Annotated in this window: 18 protein-coding genes; 5 read left to right on the top strand and 13 right to left on the bottom strand. The window is 68.0% G+C overall.

Translation table 11 applies throughout. The annotated features are described in order from the left end of the window. The 3 genes from ACFQ36_RS04335 to ACFQ36_RS04325 all read right to left on the bottom strand — a co-directional run. Positions 1 to 407, bottom strand: a 407-nt coding sequence (locus ACFQ36_RS04335) for a hypothetical protein (protein WP_377010987.1), incomplete at its 3' end; no start/stop codon positions are given. 37 nt (positions 408 to 444) lie between these two features. After that, positions 445 to 1,215 carry a fumarylacetoacetate hydrolase family protein gene (locus ACFQ36_RS04330; protein ID WP_377010986.1) on the bottom strand — a complete coding sequence of 257 codons (771 nt, stop codon included), beginning with the start codon at positions 1,213 to 1,215 and terminating at the stop codon, positions 445 to 447. Between the two features lie 42 nt (positions 1,216 to 1,257). Further along, on the bottom strand, positions 1,258 to 2,040 hold the full coding sequence (locus ACFQ36_RS04325) for an MBL fold metallo-hydrolase (RefSeq protein WP_377010983.1): 783 nt from the start codon (positions 2,038 to 2,040) through the stop codon (positions 1,258 to 1,260). A gap of 261 nt (positions 2,041 to 2,301) precedes the next feature. Here ACFQ36_RS04325 and ACFQ36_RS04320 point away from each other — a divergent pair, with 261 nt between their 5' ends. From ACFQ36_RS04320 to ACFQ36_RS04310, 3 genes are all read left to right on the top strand, one after another. Continuing rightward, positions 2,302 to 2,985 (top strand): BTAD domain-containing putative transcriptional regulator, encoded by a 684-nt coding sequence (locus ACFQ36_RS04320; RefSeq protein WP_377010981.1) that lies wholly within the window; start codon positions 2,302 to 2,304, stop codon positions 2,983 to 2,985. A gap of 195 nt (positions 2,986 to 3,180) precedes the next feature. Beyond that, positions 3,181 to 4,614, top strand: coding sequence for a glycosyltransferase (locus tag ACFQ36_RS04315; RefSeq protein ID WP_377010980.1), 1,434 nt, complete (start codon positions 3,181 to 3,183; stop codon positions 4,612 to 4,614). Positions 4,615 to 4,617: 3 nt separating this feature from the next. Continuing rightward, entirely contained in the window at positions 4,618 to 4,836 is a 219-nt protein-coding gene (locus ACFQ36_RS04310; RefSeq protein WP_377010978.1) for a hypothetical protein, read from the top strand. Between the two features lie 87 nt (positions 4,837 to 4,923). Here the strand turns inward: ACFQ36_RS04310 and ACFQ36_RS04305 are convergent, their stop codons facing one another. From ACFQ36_RS04305 to ACFQ36_RS04295, 3 genes are all read right to left on the bottom strand, one after another. Beyond that, a complete protein-coding gene (locus tag ACFQ36_RS04305; RefSeq protein WP_377010976.1) occupies positions 4,924 to 6,027 on the bottom strand; it encodes a branched-chain amino acid aminotransferase in 1,104 nt (367 codons plus the stop codon). A 92-nt stretch (positions 6,028 to 6,119) separates the two neighbouring features. After that, positions 6,120 to 7,184, bottom strand: a complete 1,065-nt coding sequence (locus ACFQ36_RS04300; RefSeq protein WP_377010974.1) for a 3-isopropylmalate dehydrogenase — start codon at positions 7,182 to 7,184, stop codon at positions 6,120 to 6,122. Between the two features lie 108 nt (positions 7,185 to 7,292). After that, positions 7,293 to 7,709, bottom strand: coding sequence for a hypothetical protein (locus tag ACFQ36_RS04295; protein WP_377010973.1), 417 nt, complete (start codon positions 7,707 to 7,709; stop codon positions 7,293 to 7,295). A gap of 335 nt (positions 7,710 to 8,044) precedes the next feature. On the opposite strand from ACFQ36_RS04295, the gene ACFQ36_RS04290 reads away from it, so the two are divergent. Then, entirely contained in the window at positions 8,045 to 8,743 is a 699-nt protein-coding gene (locus tag ACFQ36_RS04290; protein WP_377010971.1) for a response regulator, read from the top strand. Between the two features lie 9 nt (positions 8,744 to 8,752). Here the strand turns inward: ACFQ36_RS04290 and ACFQ36_RS04285 are convergent, their stop codons facing one another. Next, positions 8,753 to 10,324, bottom strand: coding sequence for a GAF domain-containing sensor histidine kinase (locus ACFQ36_RS04285; protein ID WP_377010968.1), 1,572 nt, complete (start codon positions 10,322 to 10,324; stop codon positions 8,753 to 8,755). A gap of 410 nt (positions 10,325 to 10,734) precedes the next feature. Between ACFQ36_RS04285 and ACFQ36_RS04280 the strand changes: the two genes are divergently transcribed. Then, positions 10,735 to 11,250, top strand: a complete 516-nt coding sequence (locus ACFQ36_RS04280; protein ID WP_377010966.1) for a hypothetical protein — start codon at positions 10,735 to 10,737, stop codon at positions 11,248 to 11,250. Positions 11,251 to 11,304: 54 nt separating this feature from the next. Here ACFQ36_RS04280 and metG read toward each other — a convergent pair whose 3' ends face one another. The 6 genes from metG to ilvN all read right to left on the bottom strand — a co-directional run bounded on the left by metG (position 11,305) and on the right by ilvN (position 20,170). After that, the gene (metG, locus tag ACFQ36_RS04275) at positions 11,305 to 12,861 is read right to left on the bottom strand and encodes a methionine--tRNA ligase (RefSeq protein ID WP_377010964.1); all 1,557 of its coding nucleotides are present in this window, start codon (positions 12,859 to 12,861) and stop codon (positions 11,305 to 11,307) included. 311 nt (positions 12,862 to 13,172) lie between these two features. After that, positions 13,173 to 13,913, bottom strand: coding sequence for an ABC transporter ATP-binding protein (locus ACFQ36_RS04270; RefSeq protein ID WP_377010962.1), 741 nt, complete (start codon positions 13,911 to 13,913; stop codon positions 13,173 to 13,175). Beyond that, entirely contained in the window at positions 13,910 to 16,672 is a 2,763-nt protein-coding gene (locus ACFQ36_RS04265; RefSeq protein WP_377010960.1) for an FtsX-like permease family protein, read from the bottom strand. The genes ACFQ36_RS04270 and ACFQ36_RS04265 overlap by 4 nt, the downstream gene beginning before the upstream one ends. A gap of 205 nt (positions 16,673 to 16,877) precedes the next feature. After that, positions 16,878 to 18,467, bottom strand: a complete 1,590-nt coding sequence (gene serA / locus ACFQ36_RS04260) for a phosphoglycerate dehydrogenase (protein WP_377010958.1) — start codon at positions 18,465 to 18,467, stop codon at positions 16,878 to 16,880. A gap of 118 nt (positions 18,468 to 18,585) precedes the next feature. After that, positions 18,586 to 19,611 (bottom strand): ketol-acid reductoisomerase, encoded by a 1,026-nt coding sequence (gene ilvC, locus ACFQ36_RS04255; protein ID WP_377010957.1) that lies wholly within the window; start codon positions 19,609 to 19,611, stop codon positions 18,586 to 18,588. Between the two features lie 46 nt (positions 19,612 to 19,657). Beyond that, positions 19,658 to 20,170, bottom strand: a complete 513-nt coding sequence (gene ilvN / locus ACFQ36_RS04250) for an acetolactate synthase small subunit (protein ID WP_377010955.1) — start codon at positions 20,168 to 20,170, stop codon at positions 19,658 to 19,660. Positions 20,171 to 20,172 lie beyond the last annotated feature (2 nt).

Below are 20,172 nucleotides of genomic sequence, written 5' to 3'. Positions count from 1 at the left end.
GGAAAGACGGCAGCGGCCGCCCCGCAGGTCATGGCCGGCCAGTCAAGCGGCCGGCGCCGGCGGGCCAGCAGGACCACGGCGTAGCCGCCGAAGACGGCGAAGAGCACCGCCGCCAGGCTCAGCGGCCCGTGCCACCAGCGGATCACCCGCAGGGCGCCATACATCAGCACGCCGGTGCAGACCGTCAGCGGCGCCGCGCCGACCCGGCCGACGCCCCGGCGCAGATCGCCGCGCCGGTCCAGCCAGGTCACGATTATCCAGGGCACCGCGCAGACCAGCAGGGCGGCGCCGGCACCCCACGCCAACGGACGATCCGTCCCGGGTTCGGTGAACGGAGCCGGCACCAGCACCGCCGCCCAGACGATGGCGGGCGAAAGCACCGCCGCAATGGTGCGGGCCGCGCGCACGCGGAGGGGCGCCGTCGTCGCTCCTTTGCCGGGCCCGTCAGCGGGCGATGTTGGCCAGCCGGCCAATGCCCTCGATCTCCACCTCGAAGCGCTGGCCCGGCTCGATCGTGCCCACGCCGGCGGGCGTGCCGGTCATGATCACGTCCCCGGGCAGCAGCGTGAAGGCCTGGGAGGCGTAGGCCACCAGCTCCCGCACGCCCCAGATCATCTGCGAGGTGTTGCCGTCCTGCTTCAGCTCGCCGTCCAGCCAGCCGCGGATGGCCAGGTTCTCCGGATCCAACTCGGTCTCGATCCACGGTCCCAGCGGTGCCGAACCGTCGAAGCCCTTGGCCCGGGCCCACTGGTTGTCCGTGCGCTGGGCATCGCGGGCGGTGAGGTCGTTGCCGCAGGTGTATCCGAAGATCACCTCGTCCACCCGTTCAACCGGGACGTCCTTGCAGATGCGCCCGATCACCACGCACAGTTCGGCCTCGTAGGAGACTTCGTCGGAGAACGAGGGCAGCACCATCGGCTCGTTGGGGCCGATCACCGCGGTGTTCGGCTTGAAGAACATCAGCGGGGCGGCCGGGGTCTCGTTGCCCATTTCCTCGACGTGCGCGGCATAGTTGCGGCCGATGCCTACCAGCTTGCTGCGCGGGATGATCGGGGCCACCAGGCGCACGTCCGCCAGCTTGTGGCGGACGCCGGTGGGATGGACACCGGCGAAGAACGGGTCGCCGCTGATCACGGCGACCTCCTCGCTTCCTTCCTCCCCCTCGACCACGCCGTACATCGGTTCGGAATCGACTACAAATCGGGCTATACGCATGCGGCTAGCTTAGCCGCCGCCCGGCACCGGCCGGGCACCGTTTCAGCTGCGCAGGAAATCCAGCTGCGCCGCCACCGAGGACTCGGCCGCCCCGCGCACGGACGGGTCGACGTCGGTATAGACGTAGTCCGTCACGGCCTGGACGGTGGCGTCCTCGCCGAGTCGCTGCAGCGCGGCACGGACCTGTTCCAACCGCTCATGGCGGTGCGCCAGGTACTTCCGGCAGATGTCGGCCAGGGAGGGCAGCACCGGGCCGTGGGCCGGCAGCACCGTGGCAGGACCCAGCGCCGCCAGCCGCCTGAGCGACTTCAGGTACGGGCCCAGCCGCCCGTCCGGATAGGCGATGATCGTGGTGCCGCGGCCCAGGATGGTGTCGCCGGTGAGCACGGAGCCGGCCGGGCCGTCGTCGGGCAGGTGCAGGCAGACCGAGTCCGCCGTATGGCCGGGCGTGGCCAGGACCCGGATCCGCACGCCCGCGGCGTCAATCTCCTCACCGTCGGCCAGCGGCGCGCCGCCGTGGCAGAACGCCGGGTCCAGGGCCCGCACCGGCGCGCCGGTCAGCTCATGGAAGCGCGCGCTGGCCTCGGTGTGGTCGATGTGGTGGTGCGTAATGAGCACCTGTTCGACGGCGCCGGCGGACGCCAGCACCTGCAGGTGCGGCTCGTCCAGGGGTCCGGGATCCACCACGACGACGCCGGCGGAGCCGGAGGCGCCGATCAGGTACGAATTGGTGCCGTCCAGGCTCATCGGCCCGGGGTTGGGGGCCAGCCGGAAACGGGTCAGCGGGCTGCTGCGGACGAGGCCCGGGTTAGGATGTGCGCTCACGTGCCTATCCTGCCACGTGTTGTTCCGCGGCCCGGGGTTTCTTGCAAGGACCGGTGCGGCCGCCGCGCCACCATGCCTCCCCGGTCGGGCTGTCGCCGGAGCCGTCCGGGCGCCGGGTGCAGGACCGGGATGGCTGCAGGCCCCCTCCCGCGGCGATTTGCCTCCCGCCGGCCCGATGCGCCTGCCTGCTCTTGCCTAATCCGGCAGGCTCGCCAAGGCTAGGAGACCGGAGGCTAATCCATCACGGTGCAGGGGGCATTGATGGCGCATTGGCAGCTTAGTTTGTTCGGAAATTGGAGGCTGCAGCGAAACGGCGAGGAAGTCACGGTCAGCCACCGCGAGCAACGCGTCATCGCAGCGCTGGCCCTGTACGGCCGGAGTCCGCGGGCCTTCCTGGCGGACCTGTTGTGGCCGGACAGCAGCCGCTCCCTGGCGCTGGAAAGCCTGCGCGTGAGCCTGTGGTCGATTATGCATAACTTGCCGAACCTGCTGGCAGGAACCCGGGACCCCTTGGAGTTGAGCGGCAGCGTCCGGGTCGACGTGCACGAGGTGGAGGCCTGCGCCGCCGGGCTGAATGCCTCCGCGGACCACACCTCCGTCGTGCTGGAGGCCCCCGTGGAACTCCTGCAGGGCTGGTACGACGACTGGGTGTTCCCGCAGCGGGACCGCATGGACCAGCTCCGGGTCCATGCCTTGGAAAGGGCAGCGGAGCAGTTCCTCCGGGAGCAGGCCTATGACCGCGCCGTCGAAGCAGCCAGCGTGGCGGCAAGCCTCGACCCGTTCCGGGAGAATGCCCACCGGCTGATCATCCAGGCGCATTTGCTGGCGGGCAACCGCGCCTCCGCGGCGCAGAGCTACCGGCGGTTTTCGGCCAAGGTCACGCGGGAGCTGGGCGTGGAACCCTCGGCCGAGCTGACCGAGCTCATCCGCCGGCTCGGCACCTGAGGTCGGCCGAGCCGAAGTCCGGACGCGGCGCCTGCCGCATCTCATCCCCGGGACGGCGGCCGGCCCAGCCGCCTCTCTTCCCGTGCCGCGGCCGGCCCTGCCCCGGCACGGGCGGCGCAATCCCGGAAGTATCCGCACGGTCGGGGAGCCAGTACCATTCCGTGTTAAATCGTTTAATCAGGCAGGAGTGGGCCGGTGGGCCGGGGGAAATTCGAGCGGGCGGTCGGGCTCGTCCTGACGGGAATGGCGGCGGGCGCGGCCGGATTGCTGTGGTTCGCCGTCGCCGCAGGAAGCCCGGCAGCCGCCGAGGCGCCGACCGAGGGCATCGTGTTCGGGGTATGGAGGGTCCTCTACGACACGGAAGCGCCCTCGCCGCGGATCATTCTCGCGGCCGTGGCCGTGGCCCTGCTGCTAGCCGCCGGCATTGCGCTGCTCGAACGCCGCGTTGCGCACAGGTCGCGCCGTTCCGCGGATCCGGCGACTCCGCTGGCACCCCAGCTCGTGATGGCGTCGACACGCGGCGTCTATGCCGGTCCGGTCACGGTGACCGTCCTGATCCCCGCGCACAATGAGGAGGTCTCCCTGCCCGGGACGATCGCTTCCCTGCAGGCCCAGTCCCACCGGCCGAAGCGGATCGTTGTGGTGGCCGACAACTGCACCGACTCCACCGTGGCGCTGGCCCGCACCGCAGGTGTCGAGGTGTTTGAATCGGCGGGCAATTCGCAGAAGAAGGCCGGGGCGCTCAACCAGGCACTGAGGTGGCTGCTCCCGGAACAAGGCGATAATGACGTCGTCATGGTGATGGATGCCGACACCCGGCTCAATGACGGATTCCTGGAAGCCGCGGTCAGGCGCTTCACGGACGACCGGGCGCTGATGGCCGTCGGGGGTATTTTCTACGGCGAGGAAGGCCACGGGCTGCTCGGCCAGTTCCAGCGCAACGAATACATCCGCTACGCGCGGGAGATGCGGCGCCGGCGCGGCCGGGTCTTTGTGCTCACCGGGACCGCCTCGATGTTCCGTCCCGCCGCCTTGCGCACGGTAGCGGAGAGCCGCGGCCGGTCGATTCCGGGTACGCCCGGAGACGTGTACGACACCGCCGCCCTGACCGAGGACAATGAGCTGACGATTGCGCTGAAGTCCCTCGGCGGCCTGATGATCTCCCCGGCAGAATGCACCGTGGTGACCGAGCTTATGCCGTCCTGGCGGACCTTGTGGGCCCAGCGCCTGCGCTGGCAGCGGGGGGCGGTGGAGAATATCGGCGCCTACGGCATCACCCCGCAGACGATGCGCTACTGGGCGCAGCAGCTCGGCATCGGCTACGGCGTGATTGCGCTGGGTTCCTACCTGCTGTTTCTCTTCCTGACGGTGTCCGCGCTGGACACGTGGATCTGGTTCCCGTTCTGGCTGGAGCTCGGCGCCGTGTTCGCCCTGGAACGGGTGGTCACCGTGTGGAGGGGCGGCTGGCGGGCACGCCTGCTGGCCCTCGCGCTCTTCCCCGAGCTGTTCTTCGACATGTTCCTCAACGCCGTCTACATCAAGGGGATCATCGACCTTTCCCTGGGCCGGCAGGCCACCTGGAAACACGTCACCCAGAAGAATCCGCTCCCAGCCCCGAAGGCGGCCTGACCGATGACCGGCATCGTGCTTCCGGCCGGAATCCTGCTTCCCGAGTCGATCCTGCACTCCGAACTGTTCGCCGTCCTGGCCGCCTTCGTAGCCATCAACACGGTGATGTATGCCGCGCTGGCAGTCGCCAAGATCCTGCCGAAGCTGTACCCGGCCGGCTGGATCCGCAGGCACAACCAACGCTCCGAAACCCGCAGCATCCACCCGGACGCACCGCACTGAAAATTCGGCCGGCGGTGGCCGCCCTTAATGAGGCAGGGCCCCGGAAACCCGGGGCCCTGCCTGGTGAGACTGTTGGAATCCTGCGGACTACGCCAGCCGGGTCAGCCAGCCGTGGGTATCCTCCACCGTGCCGGTCTGGATACCCAGCAGCTGCGCGCGGATGGACATGCATACCGCGTCCGCGCCCAGGTCCGGGGATACGATGTCGCCGTCGACGGTCTTCAGTTCGCTGATCGGGGTGATGACCGCGGCGGTGCCGCAGGCGAAGACCTCCGCCAACTCGCCGGCGGCGGCACGCTGACGCCACTCATCGATGGTGATCTTGCGTTCCTCGACCGAGAGGCCGCGGTCCCTGGCCAGCTGGATCACCGAGGATCGGGTGACACCGTGCAGGATGTTGCCGTTCAGCTCCGGGGTGACCAGGGTGCCGTCCTTGAAAACGAAGAAGATGTTCATGCCGCCGAGCTCTTCGACGGCATTGTCATTGGTCGGGTCCAGGAAGAGCACCTGCTTGCAGCCGTGGGCCTCGGCCTCCAGCTGGGCGGCCAGGGACGCGGCGTAGTTGCCGCCGCACTTGGCCTCGCCGGTACCGCCGTGCCCGGCGCGTGCGTACTTGGTGGAGAGCCAGATGGGCACCGGCTTCAGCGCGCCCCCGAAGTAGTTCCCGGCGGGCGAGGCGATCACCCGGTAGGACACCTCGCGCGCCGGGCGCACGCCCAGGAAGGCCTCGGTGGCGATCATGAACGGGCGCAGGTACAGGGCTGCACCATCGCCGCTGGGAATCCAGTCCTTGTCCACGGCCACCAGCTCGCGCAACGAGTCCACGAACACACCTTCGGGCAGCTCCGGCAGGGCCAGGCGCACCGCGGACTTGTTGAAGCGCACCGCATTGGCCTCCGGACGGAAGGTCCAGACCGAACCGTCCGCGTGCCGGTAGGCCTTCATGCCCTCGAAGACCTCCTGGCCATAGTGCAGCACCGCGGCGGCCGGGTCCATCAGGATGGGCCCGTACGGCTCCACCCGGGCATTGCTCCAGCCGCCGATGCCGGCCGTGTCCACCTTGTAGTCAACCACAACGGTGTGGTCGGTGAAGTAGTTGCCGAAGCCCGGATCGGCGAGGATCGCCGCGCGGCGCTCGGCGCTGACCGGGTGGTCGGAGAGCTGCCGGGTAAATTGCAGTGTTTCAGTCATGGTTCCTCCACGGTGAGTGCACCCCGTTGTGCCCGCCGTCTGCTCAGTTGATGTCGCGGTTGCTCCGTGTTGTTCAAGTTAACAACCGCTAACTAGCCTACTGCCAAAAGGGAGGCGATGGCATCGCCGATCTCCGACGTCGTCCGCACGGCGGTGCCGCGGCCGGCGATATCCTTCTCCACCGCATCCTGCACGCGGACGGCAGCCCCGGCCAGGCCGAGATGGTCCAGCATCAGCGCCACGGACAGGATCGCGGCCGTGGGATCGGCCTTCTGCCGTCCGGCAATGTCCGGGGCGGAACCATGGACGGGCTCGAACATCGACGGCGCCGTGCGGTCCATGTTGATGTTGCCGGAGGCGGCCAGGCCGATGCCTCCGGTCACGGCGGCAGCCAGGTCGGTGATGATGTCGCCGAACAGGTTGTCGGTGACGATGACGTCGAAGCGGGCCGGGTCCGTGACCATGAAGATGGTGGCCGCGTCGATGTGCAGGTAGTCCACGGACACATCCGGGAACTCCCGGCCGACGGCCTCGACGGTGCGCCGCCACAGGTGCCCGGCGTGGACCAGCACATTGTGCTTGTGGACCAGGGTCAGCTTCCGGCGGCGCGCCTGGGCGCGGCGGAAGGCGTCGCGGACCACGCGCTCGACGCCGTGGGCGGTGTTGACGGATACCTCGGTGGCGATTTCATGCGGGGTGCCCACGCGCAGGGCACCGCCGTTGCCCACGTAGGGTCCCTCGGTTCCCTCGCGGACGACGACGAAGTCGATCTCGCCCGGATTGGCCAGCGGACTGGGCACGCCCGGGAACAGCTTGGCCGGGCGCAGGTTGACGTAGTGGTCCAGGCTGAAGCGCAGTTTCAGCAGCATTTCGCGCTCGATGATGCCGGAAGGAATGCGGGTGTCCCCCGGCGCGGCCCCCACGGCCCCGAACAGGATGGCGTCATGAGTGCGCAGCTTCGCCAGGGTTTCTTCCGAGAGGGTCTCCCCGGTGGCCAGCCAGTGCTCGGCACCGAGCTTGTACTCCGTCAATTCGAAGCTGGCGGGCTCATTGGCAGTGGCGGCGCGAAGCACTTTGACCGCTTCGGCGATTACTTCAGGGCCAATGCCATCGCCCGGAATGACTGCAAGGGAAATTACCTGGGAATCCGCACTCATGCCCCCAGTTTATGGGCGGATTCCAAATCCCGAACAAGTCATCTCACATGCCGGACGCTCCCGGCGGGTCCGGACCCCGTTGTCCAGGCCGGCCGGGAGCGCCGGTCCCTATGCTGCGAGGGGCTCGAGCACGCGGAGCCTGCAGGCCGCGTTCTCGGGGACGGCAGCTTCCGGCAGCCTTGCCTCCCGGGCCGCCCCGAGCAGGTCCTGCAGCGCTTCATCCACCGCCCGTGCCCCGGTGAGGTCGATGATGATCTCCATGCCGGACAGCAGGGCGTTGGTTCGGGCGGCGACGGAATACAGCGCGTGGATGTTCGCCTGCGTGAGCGTTCCCTCGACATGGATCCGGGCCGAGGCCAGGTCCGTATCGAGCTTGACCAGCACGCGCAGCTTTCTGGCGCCGCCGGCCGGATGATCCAGCATGGCGCGCCGACGGACGGAGTCCGCCTGGCGGCGTTCCCGGACACCCCCTGGCGGGGTGGCGGTGCTGTTCCTGCGGCCGGCACCAAGGTGCATGCTGCTCATTGCCATTTCGCTCCTTCCCTCCCCCGGAATCGCTGGCTCCAAGGCCGGTCGTTGCCTTCTGTCCAACGCTGCGCAGGCCGGATCGGCCCATGCGGGGAGGATCCGGGCTGCAGCACGGATCCTCCCCGGCCAGAAGGCACGCCCCTGCACCGCGTACCTGCGGTCCCCCAAGCCGGCCCGCAGGTACTTCTCCAGCATGGCGTCCGGTATGTCCCCGCCGTTAGGGCCGAAAGTCCCTGTTTTTCTGGCGCGCTCCCTCCGACGCTGGAAAACTTGAGGCAGGAGCACCGGTCCCGACCAGGACGGCGAAGCCCCGCAGCCAGGCAGGAGGAAGCGTGCACAAGGAGCAGTCACCGCAACCGAACGTGGACCCGGCGGTTCCCCCGCCGTTCCGTGTCTTCATTTTGGATGACCACGAACTGGTCCGGCGCGGCCTGCGCGAACTGCTCGAGGACGAAGGCTTCGAGGTGGTGGGCGAGACCGACTCCGCGGCTGAGGCGACGAGGCTGATACCGGCACTGCACCCCGACGTGGCGGTGTTGGACGGCCGGCTGCCGGACGGCACCGGCATCGAGGTATGCCGGGATGTCCGTTCGGTTGATCCGTCCCTGCATTGCCTGATCCTCACCAGCTATGACGACGAGCAGGCCCTGCGCGGTGCCGTGCTGGCCGGGGCCACCGGATATGTCCTGAAGCAGGTCGGCGGAACGGATCTGCTGGCCGCCCTGCGCCGGACGGCCCGGGGCGAGTCCTTGTTCGACCCGGAGCTCAAGTCAAGGATCATCGGCGGCATGGCCGGCTCGCAGGTGGCGGACTCCCGGGTGGCCGCGCTGAGCCCACAGGAGCAGCGGGTCCTGACCCTGATCGGCCAAGGCATGACCAACCGGCAGATCGGGCAGGAACTGCATCTGGCCGAGAAGACGGTCAAAAACTATGTCTCGTCCCTGTTGGCCAAGCTCGGCTTTAAGTCCAGGACCCAGGCGGCGGTGTTCATCGCTGCGGAGAACCCCGCAGATCCCCTGCCCGACGCCTAGGCGGCACTGCTACGGCAGCGGCACGTTCCAGATCAGCTTTGTTCCCCTTCCCGGAGCCGACTCGATTTTGAAGGTGCCGTCCAAAAGCCGGGCCCGGCTTTCGATATTGGCCAGGCCACTGCGCGGGGCGGCAGCGGGAATCCCCCGGCCGTTGTCGGCGATGGCCAATTCCAGCCGGTGGTGATCGTCCGCGATAAGCGAAATCCAGATCTTGTCCGCGCCTGAATGCCTGACCGCGTTGCTGAGCCCTTCCATGACCACTGCCATCACGTGCTCGGCGACCGACGGCGGCACGTCATCGACCGGCCCCGATATTTTCAGCTGCGGCGTGTAGTCAAGGGAAGCAGTACCTTCGCGCACTGCTGCCATCACCCGGCTGCTGAGCAGCTCCGGACCCTCCGCAGGCTCCCGCAGGGAGTAGATGGTGTCGCGCAGGTCCCGGATAATCTGATCCAGCTCCGAGGTGATGTCCCTGATGCGTTCGAGCTGGCCGGGTTCGGCGCTGAACCGGCGCATTCCCTGCAGATTCAGCCCGGCCGCAAAGAGCCGCTGGATCACGCGGTCATGCAGGTCACGGGCGATGCGCTCCCGGTCAACGAAGAGCAGATGCTGCTCCCTCACCTTGTAGGATTCCGCCAGCTCCAAGGCCAACGAGACGTGCGAAGCAAATACGCCGATCATCTCCACGTCCCACGGCGGATACCCGACCTCACCCGGCCCGCGGGCCAGCAGCAGGACGCGCCGGTCCTTACCCCGGGGACCGAGGGCAACCAGCAGGCCGGGGCCCAGCAGGCCGCGCGCTGCCGGACCCAGTACCTGCGCGGCTTCGGCCAGGGACCGGGGCGTGTCGGACTCCAGCAGCGACAGGATCGGCGAGGCCTCCCCCACGGTGCTCCCTGCCACAGCCGCCACCCCGGGGCCGGTGGCCAGCAGCCAGCGGACCGCACCGGATTCCAGGTCCGGCAGGCCCACGGCGACCACCGCCGAACCCGATTCGCGCACGGCCCGCTCCGCTATCAGTTTCAGCGCGTCGTTGCCGTGTTGCCCCATGGTGCCCAGGATTGTCCCGGCCAGCTCCATGCTTGCCTCCAGCCATTGCCGGCTGGCGGCAGCATTCTGCGACAGCATGGCGTTTTCGATGGCGGCACCTGCCAAGGCGGCCAATGCTGCCGTGCGTTCCTCATCTTCGGGCGAGAAGCCGGCCGCCCCCGCCTTGTCCGCCAGATGGAGTTGACCCAGCGAGGCCCCCCGGACCCGGATCGGAACCGTGAGGAAGGCCCCGGCGCCCGGCCGGGAAAGCCCGTCCGGCCTGCCGAGCCTGTCCGGAACCCGCCGGGCACGGCCCTGCTTGATTTCGATCGTCACGATGCTGCCCGGACGGTTCAGGCCGCCGGCCAGCGCGATTTCTCCGCGGCGGGCGCCGGCCAAGCGGCAGGCGGCTTCCGCCACCCGGTCGAGCACCGTCTCCAGGCTGAGATCCTCGGCCAACGATGCCAAGGCCGCCAGCATTGCCCTGATATTCCCCTCGGGGTCGGTGTCCACCACCTTCAGCCCGCTTTGCCACACTGGCGGAGGATACATGCTGCAGTGTTCACGGTTCCTCCCATCCGCAGAACCTTGACGCCGGCCCCCGATCCGTGCCGCAAGCGGCCGCCCGGGGCCTTTCATCGTAGCCTTCCACTGCCGGGCCGCAAGGGGAAGCGTCCGAACCCGCTACCCCCGGCACGGGCCCGGCAATTCACCCCCGGGGATGAGGCCAGGCCCGCTTTACACCACGTGGAGTCGATGTTCATGCGGCTGCGCCACAAACTCGACGGCTGGCTCCAGGCCAATCCTGCCAAGGGCGACCTGACCGGCAGGCTGCCGGCCTCCGTGCTGCCGGCCCGCCGCGCCGCCCGGCTGTCCCCGGTCGATGGGCTGGCGACAACACAGGCCGAATCTGCAAAGATGGCAGGCACCAACCCATGTACCGGCGACGACGAGGGGGCACCATGCTGCGCAACCAAAAAATCCCTGCGGTCCGGCTGGAGGACAAGGCGTTGGCCGCCTATTTGGACAGCCATCTGATCGGTTCCTCGACGGGCGTGCGGATGTTCAACGCCGCGAAGAGGACCTGGAAGGGTACCGACGCCGGCGCCGACCTGGCCAGGATTGAGCAGGAGGTGGCCTCCGAACGGCGGGAGCTCAAACAGCTCATGCGCACCCTGGGTTACCGCCGCAGCCTGTTCAAGGCCGCGGCGGCCCGGGCCGGAGCCGTGCTGGGCAGGCTGAATCCAGTCAATCCCACACGCAGCGGCGGCGGGGCCACCGGCCAGCTGGAGCTGGAACTGCTGCAGTCCGCGCTCAGGGGCAAGGAGTGCCTGTGGCGCACGCTGCTGGAACTGGTCCAGGCACAACCAAAGCTGGACCGGCGCAGGCTCTCCGAACTGGTGGACACCGCGCGCCGGCAGCAGGACACGGTGGCGGAGATCATGCAGCGCACCGTTCCGGAGAGGTTCATCAGGTAACCGCCGCAGCCCGGCATTGCACTGGCAATGCCGGGCTGCGGCGGGGCCCCGATGCTAACCGGCCGAGGGCTCCTCGTACTTGGGGAAGATCGGCTGCGGGGCGGGCAGTGGAGTGCCGGGCACCAGGGCCGTGCCGATCGCGGCGAAGTCCCGGTCCGCGCCTTCCGGCTGGCCGAGCGCCTTAAGCAGGCGGGAAGCGGACGCCGGCATGACCGGCTGGACCAGGATCGAGACAATCCGCAGCACCTCAAGGGTGACGTAGAGCACCGTGTTCATCCGCTCCACGTCCGTCTTGCGCAGCACCCACGGCGCCTGCTCGGCAAAGTACGCGTTGGTGTCTCCCAGCACGGTCCAGATGGCCTCGAGCGAACCGTGGAAGTCCTGCACGTTGTAGGCCGCGCGGGACTTCTCCAGCAGCCGCTCGGCCCTGGCCAGCAGTTCGTGGTCCTCGGCGGCCAGCGTGGCCGGCTGCGGCACCTGGCCGCCGCAGTTCTTGGCCACCATGGACAGCGAGCGCTGGGCCAGGTTGCCCAGGTTGTTGGCCAGGTCCGCGTTCATCCGGCCCACAACCGCCTCATGGCTATAGGACCCGTCCGCACCAAAGGGCACCTCGCGCAGCAGGAAAAACCGCATCTGGTCCAGGCCGTACTGCCGCACCCAGTCCGCCGGAGCGACCACGTTGCCCAGGGACTTGGACATCTTGACGCCCTGGTTGTACAGATGGCCGTGGATCATTACCCGCTTGGGCAGCGGCAGTCCGGCGCTCATCAGGAAGGCCGGCCAGTAGATGGCGTGGAAGCGCGAGATGTCCTTGCCGATCACGTGCACATCGGCCGGCCACCACTTCCGGTAGGCCTCGGACTCCATGTCCGGAAAGCCAACGCCGGTCAGGTAGTTGGTGAGGGCATCCACCCAGACGTACATGACATGCTTGGGGTTGCCCGGCACCGGCACGCCCCAGTCGAACGTGGTGCGGCTGACGGACAGGTCCGTCAGCCCGCTCTTGACGAAGCTGATCACCTCGTTGAACCGGGTCCGCGGGGCCGCAAATTCCGGCTGTTCCTCGTAGAGCTTCAGGAGTTTGTCCTGATAGGCCGAGAGCCGGAAGAAGTAGGATTCCTCCTCGGTCCACGTCACCTCGGTGTCGGTCTCGATGGAGTAGCGCTTACCGTCCTCGCGGACGACGGTTTCGTCTTCGGCGTAGTACGCCTCGTCGCGGACGGAGTACCAGCCCTCGTACTTGTCCAGATAGATGTCCCCGGCTTCTTCCATCCGCTTCCAAATGGCCTGCGCCGCCACGTGGTGATCGGCCTCGGTGGTGCGGATGAAGCGGTCGTAGCTGATGTCCAGGCCGTCCTGGGTGGCTTGGAACAAATCCGAGTTGCGCTTGGCCAGGGCCAGCGGTGTGATCCCTTCCTTCTGCGCGGTGTGCAGCATCTTCTGGCCGTGCTCGTCGGTTCCCGTCAGAAAGAACACGTCATACCCGTCCAGCCGCTTGAACCGGGCCATGGCATCGGTGGCAATGAATTCATAGGCATGGCCGATGTGCGGGACGCCGTTGGGGTAGGAAATGGCCGTGGTGATGTAGAACGGGGGCTTCGGAGAGGTCACCCTATAGAAATTACCGCCTCGGCTCCGGCGTTGTCGAAACAGCGCCGGGCACCGCCGCAGCCGCAGCTGCGACGTGATCCGGACTTCCCATCCGACGGATACCGGCCCGCAGACCTCCGCGGCGGAGCCGGAGAAGTCCATGCCGTGCCCCGCCGGGATTAAACGCGATTAACCACGCACGGCGGCAGGTGCCCCAGAGCAGCCAGCGCCTGCCCCGCCGCGAGCGGCGGGGCAGGCGCGGCGCGCTGCCCCGCACGCTTCGCGCACGGGGACCCCTGGCTGATCTCTTAGGCTCCGCGGAAAACCGCGGGCTAGTTCATGTACGTGCGGCTGTCCGCCACGTTGATGAGCTCCTGGTCGTGGGTGGCCACCAGCACGGCGATCCCGTCCCGCGTGGTGTCCTTCAGGATGCCGATGATCTGGTTCGCGTGCTCGCGGTCCAGGCTCGCCGTGGGCTCGTCCACCACCAGCACCTTGGTGCCCAGGATCAGCGCGCGGGCAATGGCCACGCGCTGCCGCTCGCCGCCGGAGAGCTGGGCGGGCCGGTGGTGCATGCGCCGGGCCAGGCCCACCAGGCCCAGCAGGTTCTTGGCCATTTCGGTGCGCACGGCAACCTGGCCGTCCGGCACCGCCGGCAGCAGCACGTTTTCGAGCGCGCTCATCCCGTCGATCAGTGCCCCGCCCTGGTCCACGTAGCCGATCAGCGCGCGGCGGCGGTCCGAAATCTCGTCGTCGTCCATCGTGTCCAGGGACTCGCCCTCCCAGAGCACCTCCCCGGCGGTGGGCAGGGTCAGCCCGGCGGCCACCGTCAGGATGCTGGTCTTACCCGAACCGCTGCGGCCGGCCAGGCAATGCATGGTGCCGGCCTCGAGCCCGAGGTTGAAGTTCTCCACGATGGTCAGCGGGTCAGCTCCCCCGCCCTCGTACCGGATGGTGACGTTGCGCAGTTCCAGCGGCATCTCGTGGTCCGCGGCGCGCACGATAGTGTTCGAGCGGGTCTGGACTTCCTCCCCGGCGCTGTCGGTTGCGTTGTTGGTCGGCTCGTCAATCATTTCCGCGTCCTTGTCGTCACGATAAACCAGATGAGTACGGCCAGCACGCTGGCCAGCGCCGCCCGCAGGACGGCATGCGGGGCGATGACCAGGGTGATGGCCACCGAGCCGAGGACGGCCACCGGCAGCGCGAGCACCCCGAGGATGCCGGCTTCCCAGCGGCGCAGCTGCAGCAGCAGTGCCGGCCCCCAGCCCATGGCGGACAGGATCTGCCACTGCTCCCGCTTGCGCGGCAGGTCGAACCGGCCGGTGATCAGCGTCAGCATCAGCGAGGCCAGCACGCCCAGCAGCGCCAGGGCCAGGTTCAGGCCGCTGAGCTGGTTGACTGCCAGCACGCTCAGCGCCGAGCTTCCGACGGCGCGGGGCAAGTCCACGAGCACGGCCACCAGGGCTCCGGCCGCCGCTCCCAGCACGCCGACCGAGACGGCGACGGCGGCGGAATTGAAGCGGTTGGCCAGCAGCTGGCGGGTCGCATAGTGCTTGGCGTTGTCCACCAGCGCGACATCGTCGCCGCCGGACGGGGCCGGTTCCTGCCGCGGATGCGGCTTCAGCAGCGCGGCGGAGGTGAAGGATGCCGCCAGATAGATGGCCAGCGCCGCGGCGGAGACCACGGCGGTCACCCAGTTGCGGCTCAACGCCACCACCACGGCGGCCACCGCCAGGATGGCCACGCCGCCGACCAGCAACTCGCCCAGGAACCAGGAGCGGACCTTGCGGCGGGTCCAGCCCATGGCCCGGAGCGTCACGGCTTCGGCCCGCCGGTTCCGCGTGAAGGTCACCGTGCTGGCGGCCGTGACCAGCGCCGCGCCGCCCACCGTCAGCATGAGCAGCGCCACGCTGGAGGAGCTCAGGGCGTTCTGCACGCCGGTGGCCGATCCCTGGCGTACCCAGGACTGGGTGACGGTGCCGAGGTCCGAGACAGTGCCCAGGTTGTCCTTGCGGTAATCGGGCACGTTGATGGACACGTCCTCGCGGGCAGAGCCGGCCACGATTTCGGTGTGCAGGCCGAGGTCGGCAATGTCCGCGGCGACGGCGGCGATTTCCTCCCGGGTGCTCTGCCAGCTGCCGGCCGCGTTCACCCGGACGCGCACGGCGTCGATCACCGCGTCGTCGGCCGAGGTACCGCGCACCGCGGCCAGGCCGGTGTAGTCGGTGATGGCGCCGGCCGACTGGGTGGCCAGCCCGGCCCCGCTCAGGCCCGGGCTCAGCTCGACCGGATCCACGTCCTTGCCCTGGGCGTCCTTGGTCAGGGTCAGCGGGGTTGGATCATAGCCGCCCAGCGGCAGGTAGTTGATGTTGCCGGCAGCGGCCCGGACCTTATCGGCGTCGAAGGTGCCGAAGACGAACGGCAGCGGGGTCGAAGCGCCGCCGGCGCCCTTGAGGCTTTGGCGGTAGGACTGCTCCTCGACCGGCGCGCGCTGGTCCTGGTCCGCTTCCGTCTGCCAGGAGAGCGTCTTCTGCGGCAGCTGGTTGACCTGGACCCAGCCCTGCGGGATGACGGTCTGGTCCACGGCGCCATTGTCCTTGGCCTCGCCGGCGGAATATTCCGGGCTGGAGACGAAGTCGGTGGACCACTGGGCCGGCTGGTAAAGGCCGGAGGCCACCTGGATGCCGCCGGAGCCGAGCAGGTAGTTGTAGTCCTTGCCGCCGGGCCAGCGCAGCTCGAACGGCTTGCTGGTGGCGAAGGGCAGGTAGTCGTCGCCGAGGTTCCTGCTGACCGAGCCCACCGTGGCAACGGTGTTGCCGGCGTCGTCGATCTCCTCGATGGTGACCGTGTATTTCAGGTCCACTTCGGTGCCGGCGCGGACCACCATCGGGATGACCTGCGAGTCCTTGGCCAGGCTGCCGGCCTCCTTGGCGGACTGGTACTGGAACAGGAACGGGCTCCAGTACTTGAACGGCAGGCCCTCGTGGTAGATGCCGGACTTGACGTCCTCGGCGGAGAAGCCCTGGCTCATGCGGTCCATGAACCGGGTGCCGACCTCCTCGGCGTTGCGGCCGGAGGCATCCGGAGCCTTGGCCAGGGGGGCCAGGAAGGAACCGGCGTCGCCGAGCAGGGCCTGCTCGGCCACCGGGTCGACGGCGACTACGGTCTCGGAGATCTGCGGCAGGGTGGGCAGGGCGATGGAGACGTCGAAGTTGCCGTGGAAGGTGCCGCCGGCGGGATCCGGGAACTTGATCCCGGTCTCGCCCTCGGGTGCGACCGTGCGCACGCTGGTGCCGCCGGGCACCTTCTCGGTAACCACCTTGGCCTGGCCGAGGGTGCCCTGCGCACTGTTCTCGAAGAGGACCGTGGTGTTCCTGCCGTCCGAGGATTCGGCCTTGGCCGTGATCCGGTAGCGCTTCGGGGTGGCGCTGAGCACCGAATCCGGGGCGGGCCACTGTGCCTTGGGCACGGCGTCGGAGATGCCCTGCTGGGAGATGAAGGCCTCGGTGTTCTGGTTGTAGCCGACGTAGTCGGTGGCCTTCAGCTGCGGCACCTGCGCGTCCTGGACCACCTTGGAGACCAGCGAGATCGGGGCGGCGACGGCGACGCCGGAAACCTCCCGGACCTTCTGCAGTTCGGCGGCGGTGATGCCGCCGATGCCGGTCAGGACATCCGGCTGCCGCAGCGTGCCCGGGGTGTCCGTGGTGTCCTTCGGCAGGACCAGGATGTCATAGACGCCGCGGGCATTCTTGTCCACCACGTCGTTGATGGCCACCTGGGCCCGCTCCTGGATGAACACGGACAGGACCATCGAAGCGATCAATACCACCACGGTCACTACCAGCGAACGGCTACGTAGGAATCGCGCCGCGGGGTTCATCGTCTGTCCTCACAAATCTCGTTGGTCTTCGTCAAATCGTCTCTGCGCATCAATTAGAAAAATCCTTGGCACCGGCCCGGAACAAACGAAGGCCCGCCGCCCCAACAGCGTTGAGTCAACGGGCCTTCGCTCAATTATGACAGGTTTGCCGGGGCCCTTAGTCCGCGAGGTCCACGACGCGGGCCACGCTGGCCCCGACCGTCCGGCGCAGCTGGTCCATGACCTCCTGCGGGACGGAACTGTCCACGGTCAGCAGGGCCAGGGCCTGCTTGCTGTCCTCGTTGCGGGAGACCTGCATGCCGGCGATGTTGATGTTGGACTCGCCCAGCAGCCGGCCCAGGGCACCGATCACGCCGGGACGGTCCTCGTAGGTGAAGACCACGAGGTGCTCGCTGATCGGGATTTCCACCTCGTAGCCGTTCACGCCCACCAGCTTCTGGATCTGCTTCGGGCCGGTCAGGGTGCCGGACACCGAGATCTGCGCGCCGTCCGAGAGGGCACCACGGATGGTGAGCACATTGCGGTACTCCTCCGACTCCGGGGTGGTGATCAGCCGGGTGTTGATCCCCCGCTGCTCGGCCAGGACCGGGGCGTTGACGTAGGAGACCTGTTCGGAGACGACGTCCTTGAAGACACCCTTGAGCGCGGCAAGCTCCAGCGCCTTCACGTCCAGCTCGGCGATCTCGCCGGCCACCTCGATGTCGATCTGAGTCACGGACGTGTGCGTCAGCGCGGTGAAGATGCGGCCGAGCTTCTCGATCAGCGGGATGCCCGGGCGGACCACCGGGTCGATGATGCCGCCGGCCACGTTCACGGCGTCCGGGACCAGCTCGCCGGCCAAGGCCAGGCGCACGGACTTGGCCACGGAAATGCCGGCCTTTTCCTGCGCTTCGCCGGTGGAGGCGCCCAGGTGCGGGGTGACCACAACGTTGTCGAAGGCGAAGAACGGCAGGTCGGTGCTGGGCTCCTGGACGAAGACGTCGATGGCGGCGCCGGCGATCTTGCCTTCCTTCAGCGCATGGTAGAGCGCGTCCTCGTCGATCAGGCCGCCGCGGGCCACGTTGACCACATAGGCGGTGTCCTTCATCTTGTCGAAGGCTTCGGCGCCGATCATGCCCACCGTCTCCGGGGTCTTGGGCATGTGGATGGTGATGAAGTCCGACTGCTCGAGCAGCTCGTCGAGGCTGACCAGCCTGACGTTCAGCTGGGCGGCGCGGGCGCTGGTCACGTAGGGATCGTAGGCCAGGATCTGGGTCTCGAAGGCCTGGAGGCGGGCGGCGATCAGCGCGCCGATGCGGCCGAGGCCGATGATGCCGATCTTCTTCTCGTACAGCTCGGTGCCGGTGTACTTGGAGCGCTTCCACTCCCCGGCCTTCAGCGCGGCGTTGGCGGCCGGGATGTTGCGCGCCAGGCCCAGGATGTGGCCGATGGTCAGCTCCGCGGCGGAAACGACGTTCGAGGTCGGCGCGTTCACGACCATGACGCCGGCCTGGGTAGCAGCCTTGATGTCCACGTTGTCCAAGCCGACGCCGGCGCGGGCGATGACCTTGAGCTTCTTGGCGGCGGCAATGGCCTCCGCATCAACCTTGGTGGCGGAACGGACCAGGATGGCGTCCACGTCCGCAATCGCAGAAAGCAGCTGGGACCGGTCGGCTCCATCCGTCTGGCGAATCTCGAAGTCGGGGCCGAGGGCGTCGATGGTGGCAGGTGACAGTTCCTCGGCAAGGAGAACTACTGGTTTTTCCACAGGGATGTTCCTTCTGCGATGCAATCGGGGGTGAGTTCAGTTTAGGACGACAAATGGCCGGACTCACACTGTTACCCATGGGTCACATTGTGAATCCGGCCATAGTCTGCCGTCCGGATCAGCGGGCGACGGAGCCCTCGGTGTAGTCGTCGTCGGACTTGATCCAGGAGAACAGCTTGCGCAGCTCGCGGCCGGTGGACTCGATCGGGTGCTGCTCGCCCTTCCGGCGCAGCTCCTTGAACTCCGGAGCACCGGCAGCCTGGTCGTCCATGAAGCGCTTGGCGAACGCGCCGGACTGGATGTCGGCCAGCACGGCCTTCATGTTCTCCTTCACGTGCTCGTCGATCACGCGCGGGCCGGAGACGTAGTCGCCGTATTCGGCGGTGTCGGAAACGGACCAGCGCTGCTTGGCGATGCCGCCCTCGACCATCAGGTCAACGATCAGCTTCAGCTCATGCAGCACCTCGAAGTAGGCGACCTCGGGCTTGTAACCGGCCTCGGTCAGGGTTTCGAAGCCGTACATGATCAGCTGGGAGGCGCCGCCGCAGAGCACGGCCTGCTCGCCGAACAGGTCGGTCTCGGTCTCCTCGGTGAAGGTGGTCTCGATGACACCGGCACGGGTGCCGCCGATGGCCTTGGCGTAGGACAGGGCCAGGTCCTTGGCCTTGCCGGTGTAGTCCTGCTCGACGGCGATCAGGTCCGGCACGCCGCGGCCGGCTTCGAACTCGCGGCGGACGATGTGGCCCGGGCCCTTCGGGGCCACCAGGGCGACGTCGACGTCGGCCGGGGGCTTGATGAAGCCGAAGCGGATGTTGAAGCCGTGGCCGAAGAACAGCGCGTCGCCGGTCTTGAGGTTGTCCGCGATGGACTCGGCGTAGACCTTGGCCTGGACCTGGTCCGGGGTGAGGATCATGATCAGGTCCGCTTCGGCGGCAGCCTCGGCCACCGGCAGCACGCGCAGGCCTTCGGCCTCCGCCTTGGCCTTGGACTTGGAGCCCTCGGCCAGGCCCACGCGGACGTCGACGCCGGAGTCGCGCAGGCTCAAGGCATGGGCGTGGCCCTGGCTGCCGTAGCCGATGACCGCGACCTTGCGGCCCTGGATGATCGAGAGGTCGGCGTCGTCGTCGTAGTAGAGCTCAGTCACTTTGTGTTTCTCCTGTTGGATTGTTGTCTGTAGACGGGGGCGGAAATCAGGCCGAACGCAGGGCCCGGTCGCTCATCGACCGGGAACCGCGGCCGATGGCCAGGGTTCCGGACTGGACAATTTCGCGGATGCCAAACGGCTCCAGCACTGACAGCAGCGCGGAGAGCTTTTCGGCGGTGCCGGTGGCCTCGATGACCAGCGAATCGGTAGACACGTCAACCACTGAGGCACGGAACAGATCTGCTGCCTGGGTTACCTGCAGCCGTGTTGCGGCATCCGCACGAACCTTGACCAGGATGTGGTCGCGTTGCACGGAGGAATCCGGAACAAGCTCGACAATCTTGATGACATTGACGAGCTTGTTCAGCTGTTTGGTGACCTGCTCCAGCAGGTCACCTTCGGCGTCGACCACCACGGTGATCCGGGAGTACCCGGAAGCCTCCGTGGGGCCCACTGCCAAAGAATTGATGTTGAATGCCCGGCGGGCAAACAGGCTGGCCACCCGGGTGAGCACGCCCGGGACGTCCTCGACCAGGACCGAGAGTGTGTGACGGGCCATTG

Source organism: Arthrobacter sp. GCM10027362 (assembly GCF_042679445.1).
GTDB lineage: Bacteria > Actinomycetota > Actinomycetes > Actinomycetales > Micrococcaceae > Crystallibacter.
Note: the sequence above shows the minus strand (reverse complement) of the source record. Positions and strands in the feature narration are given on the sequence as shown.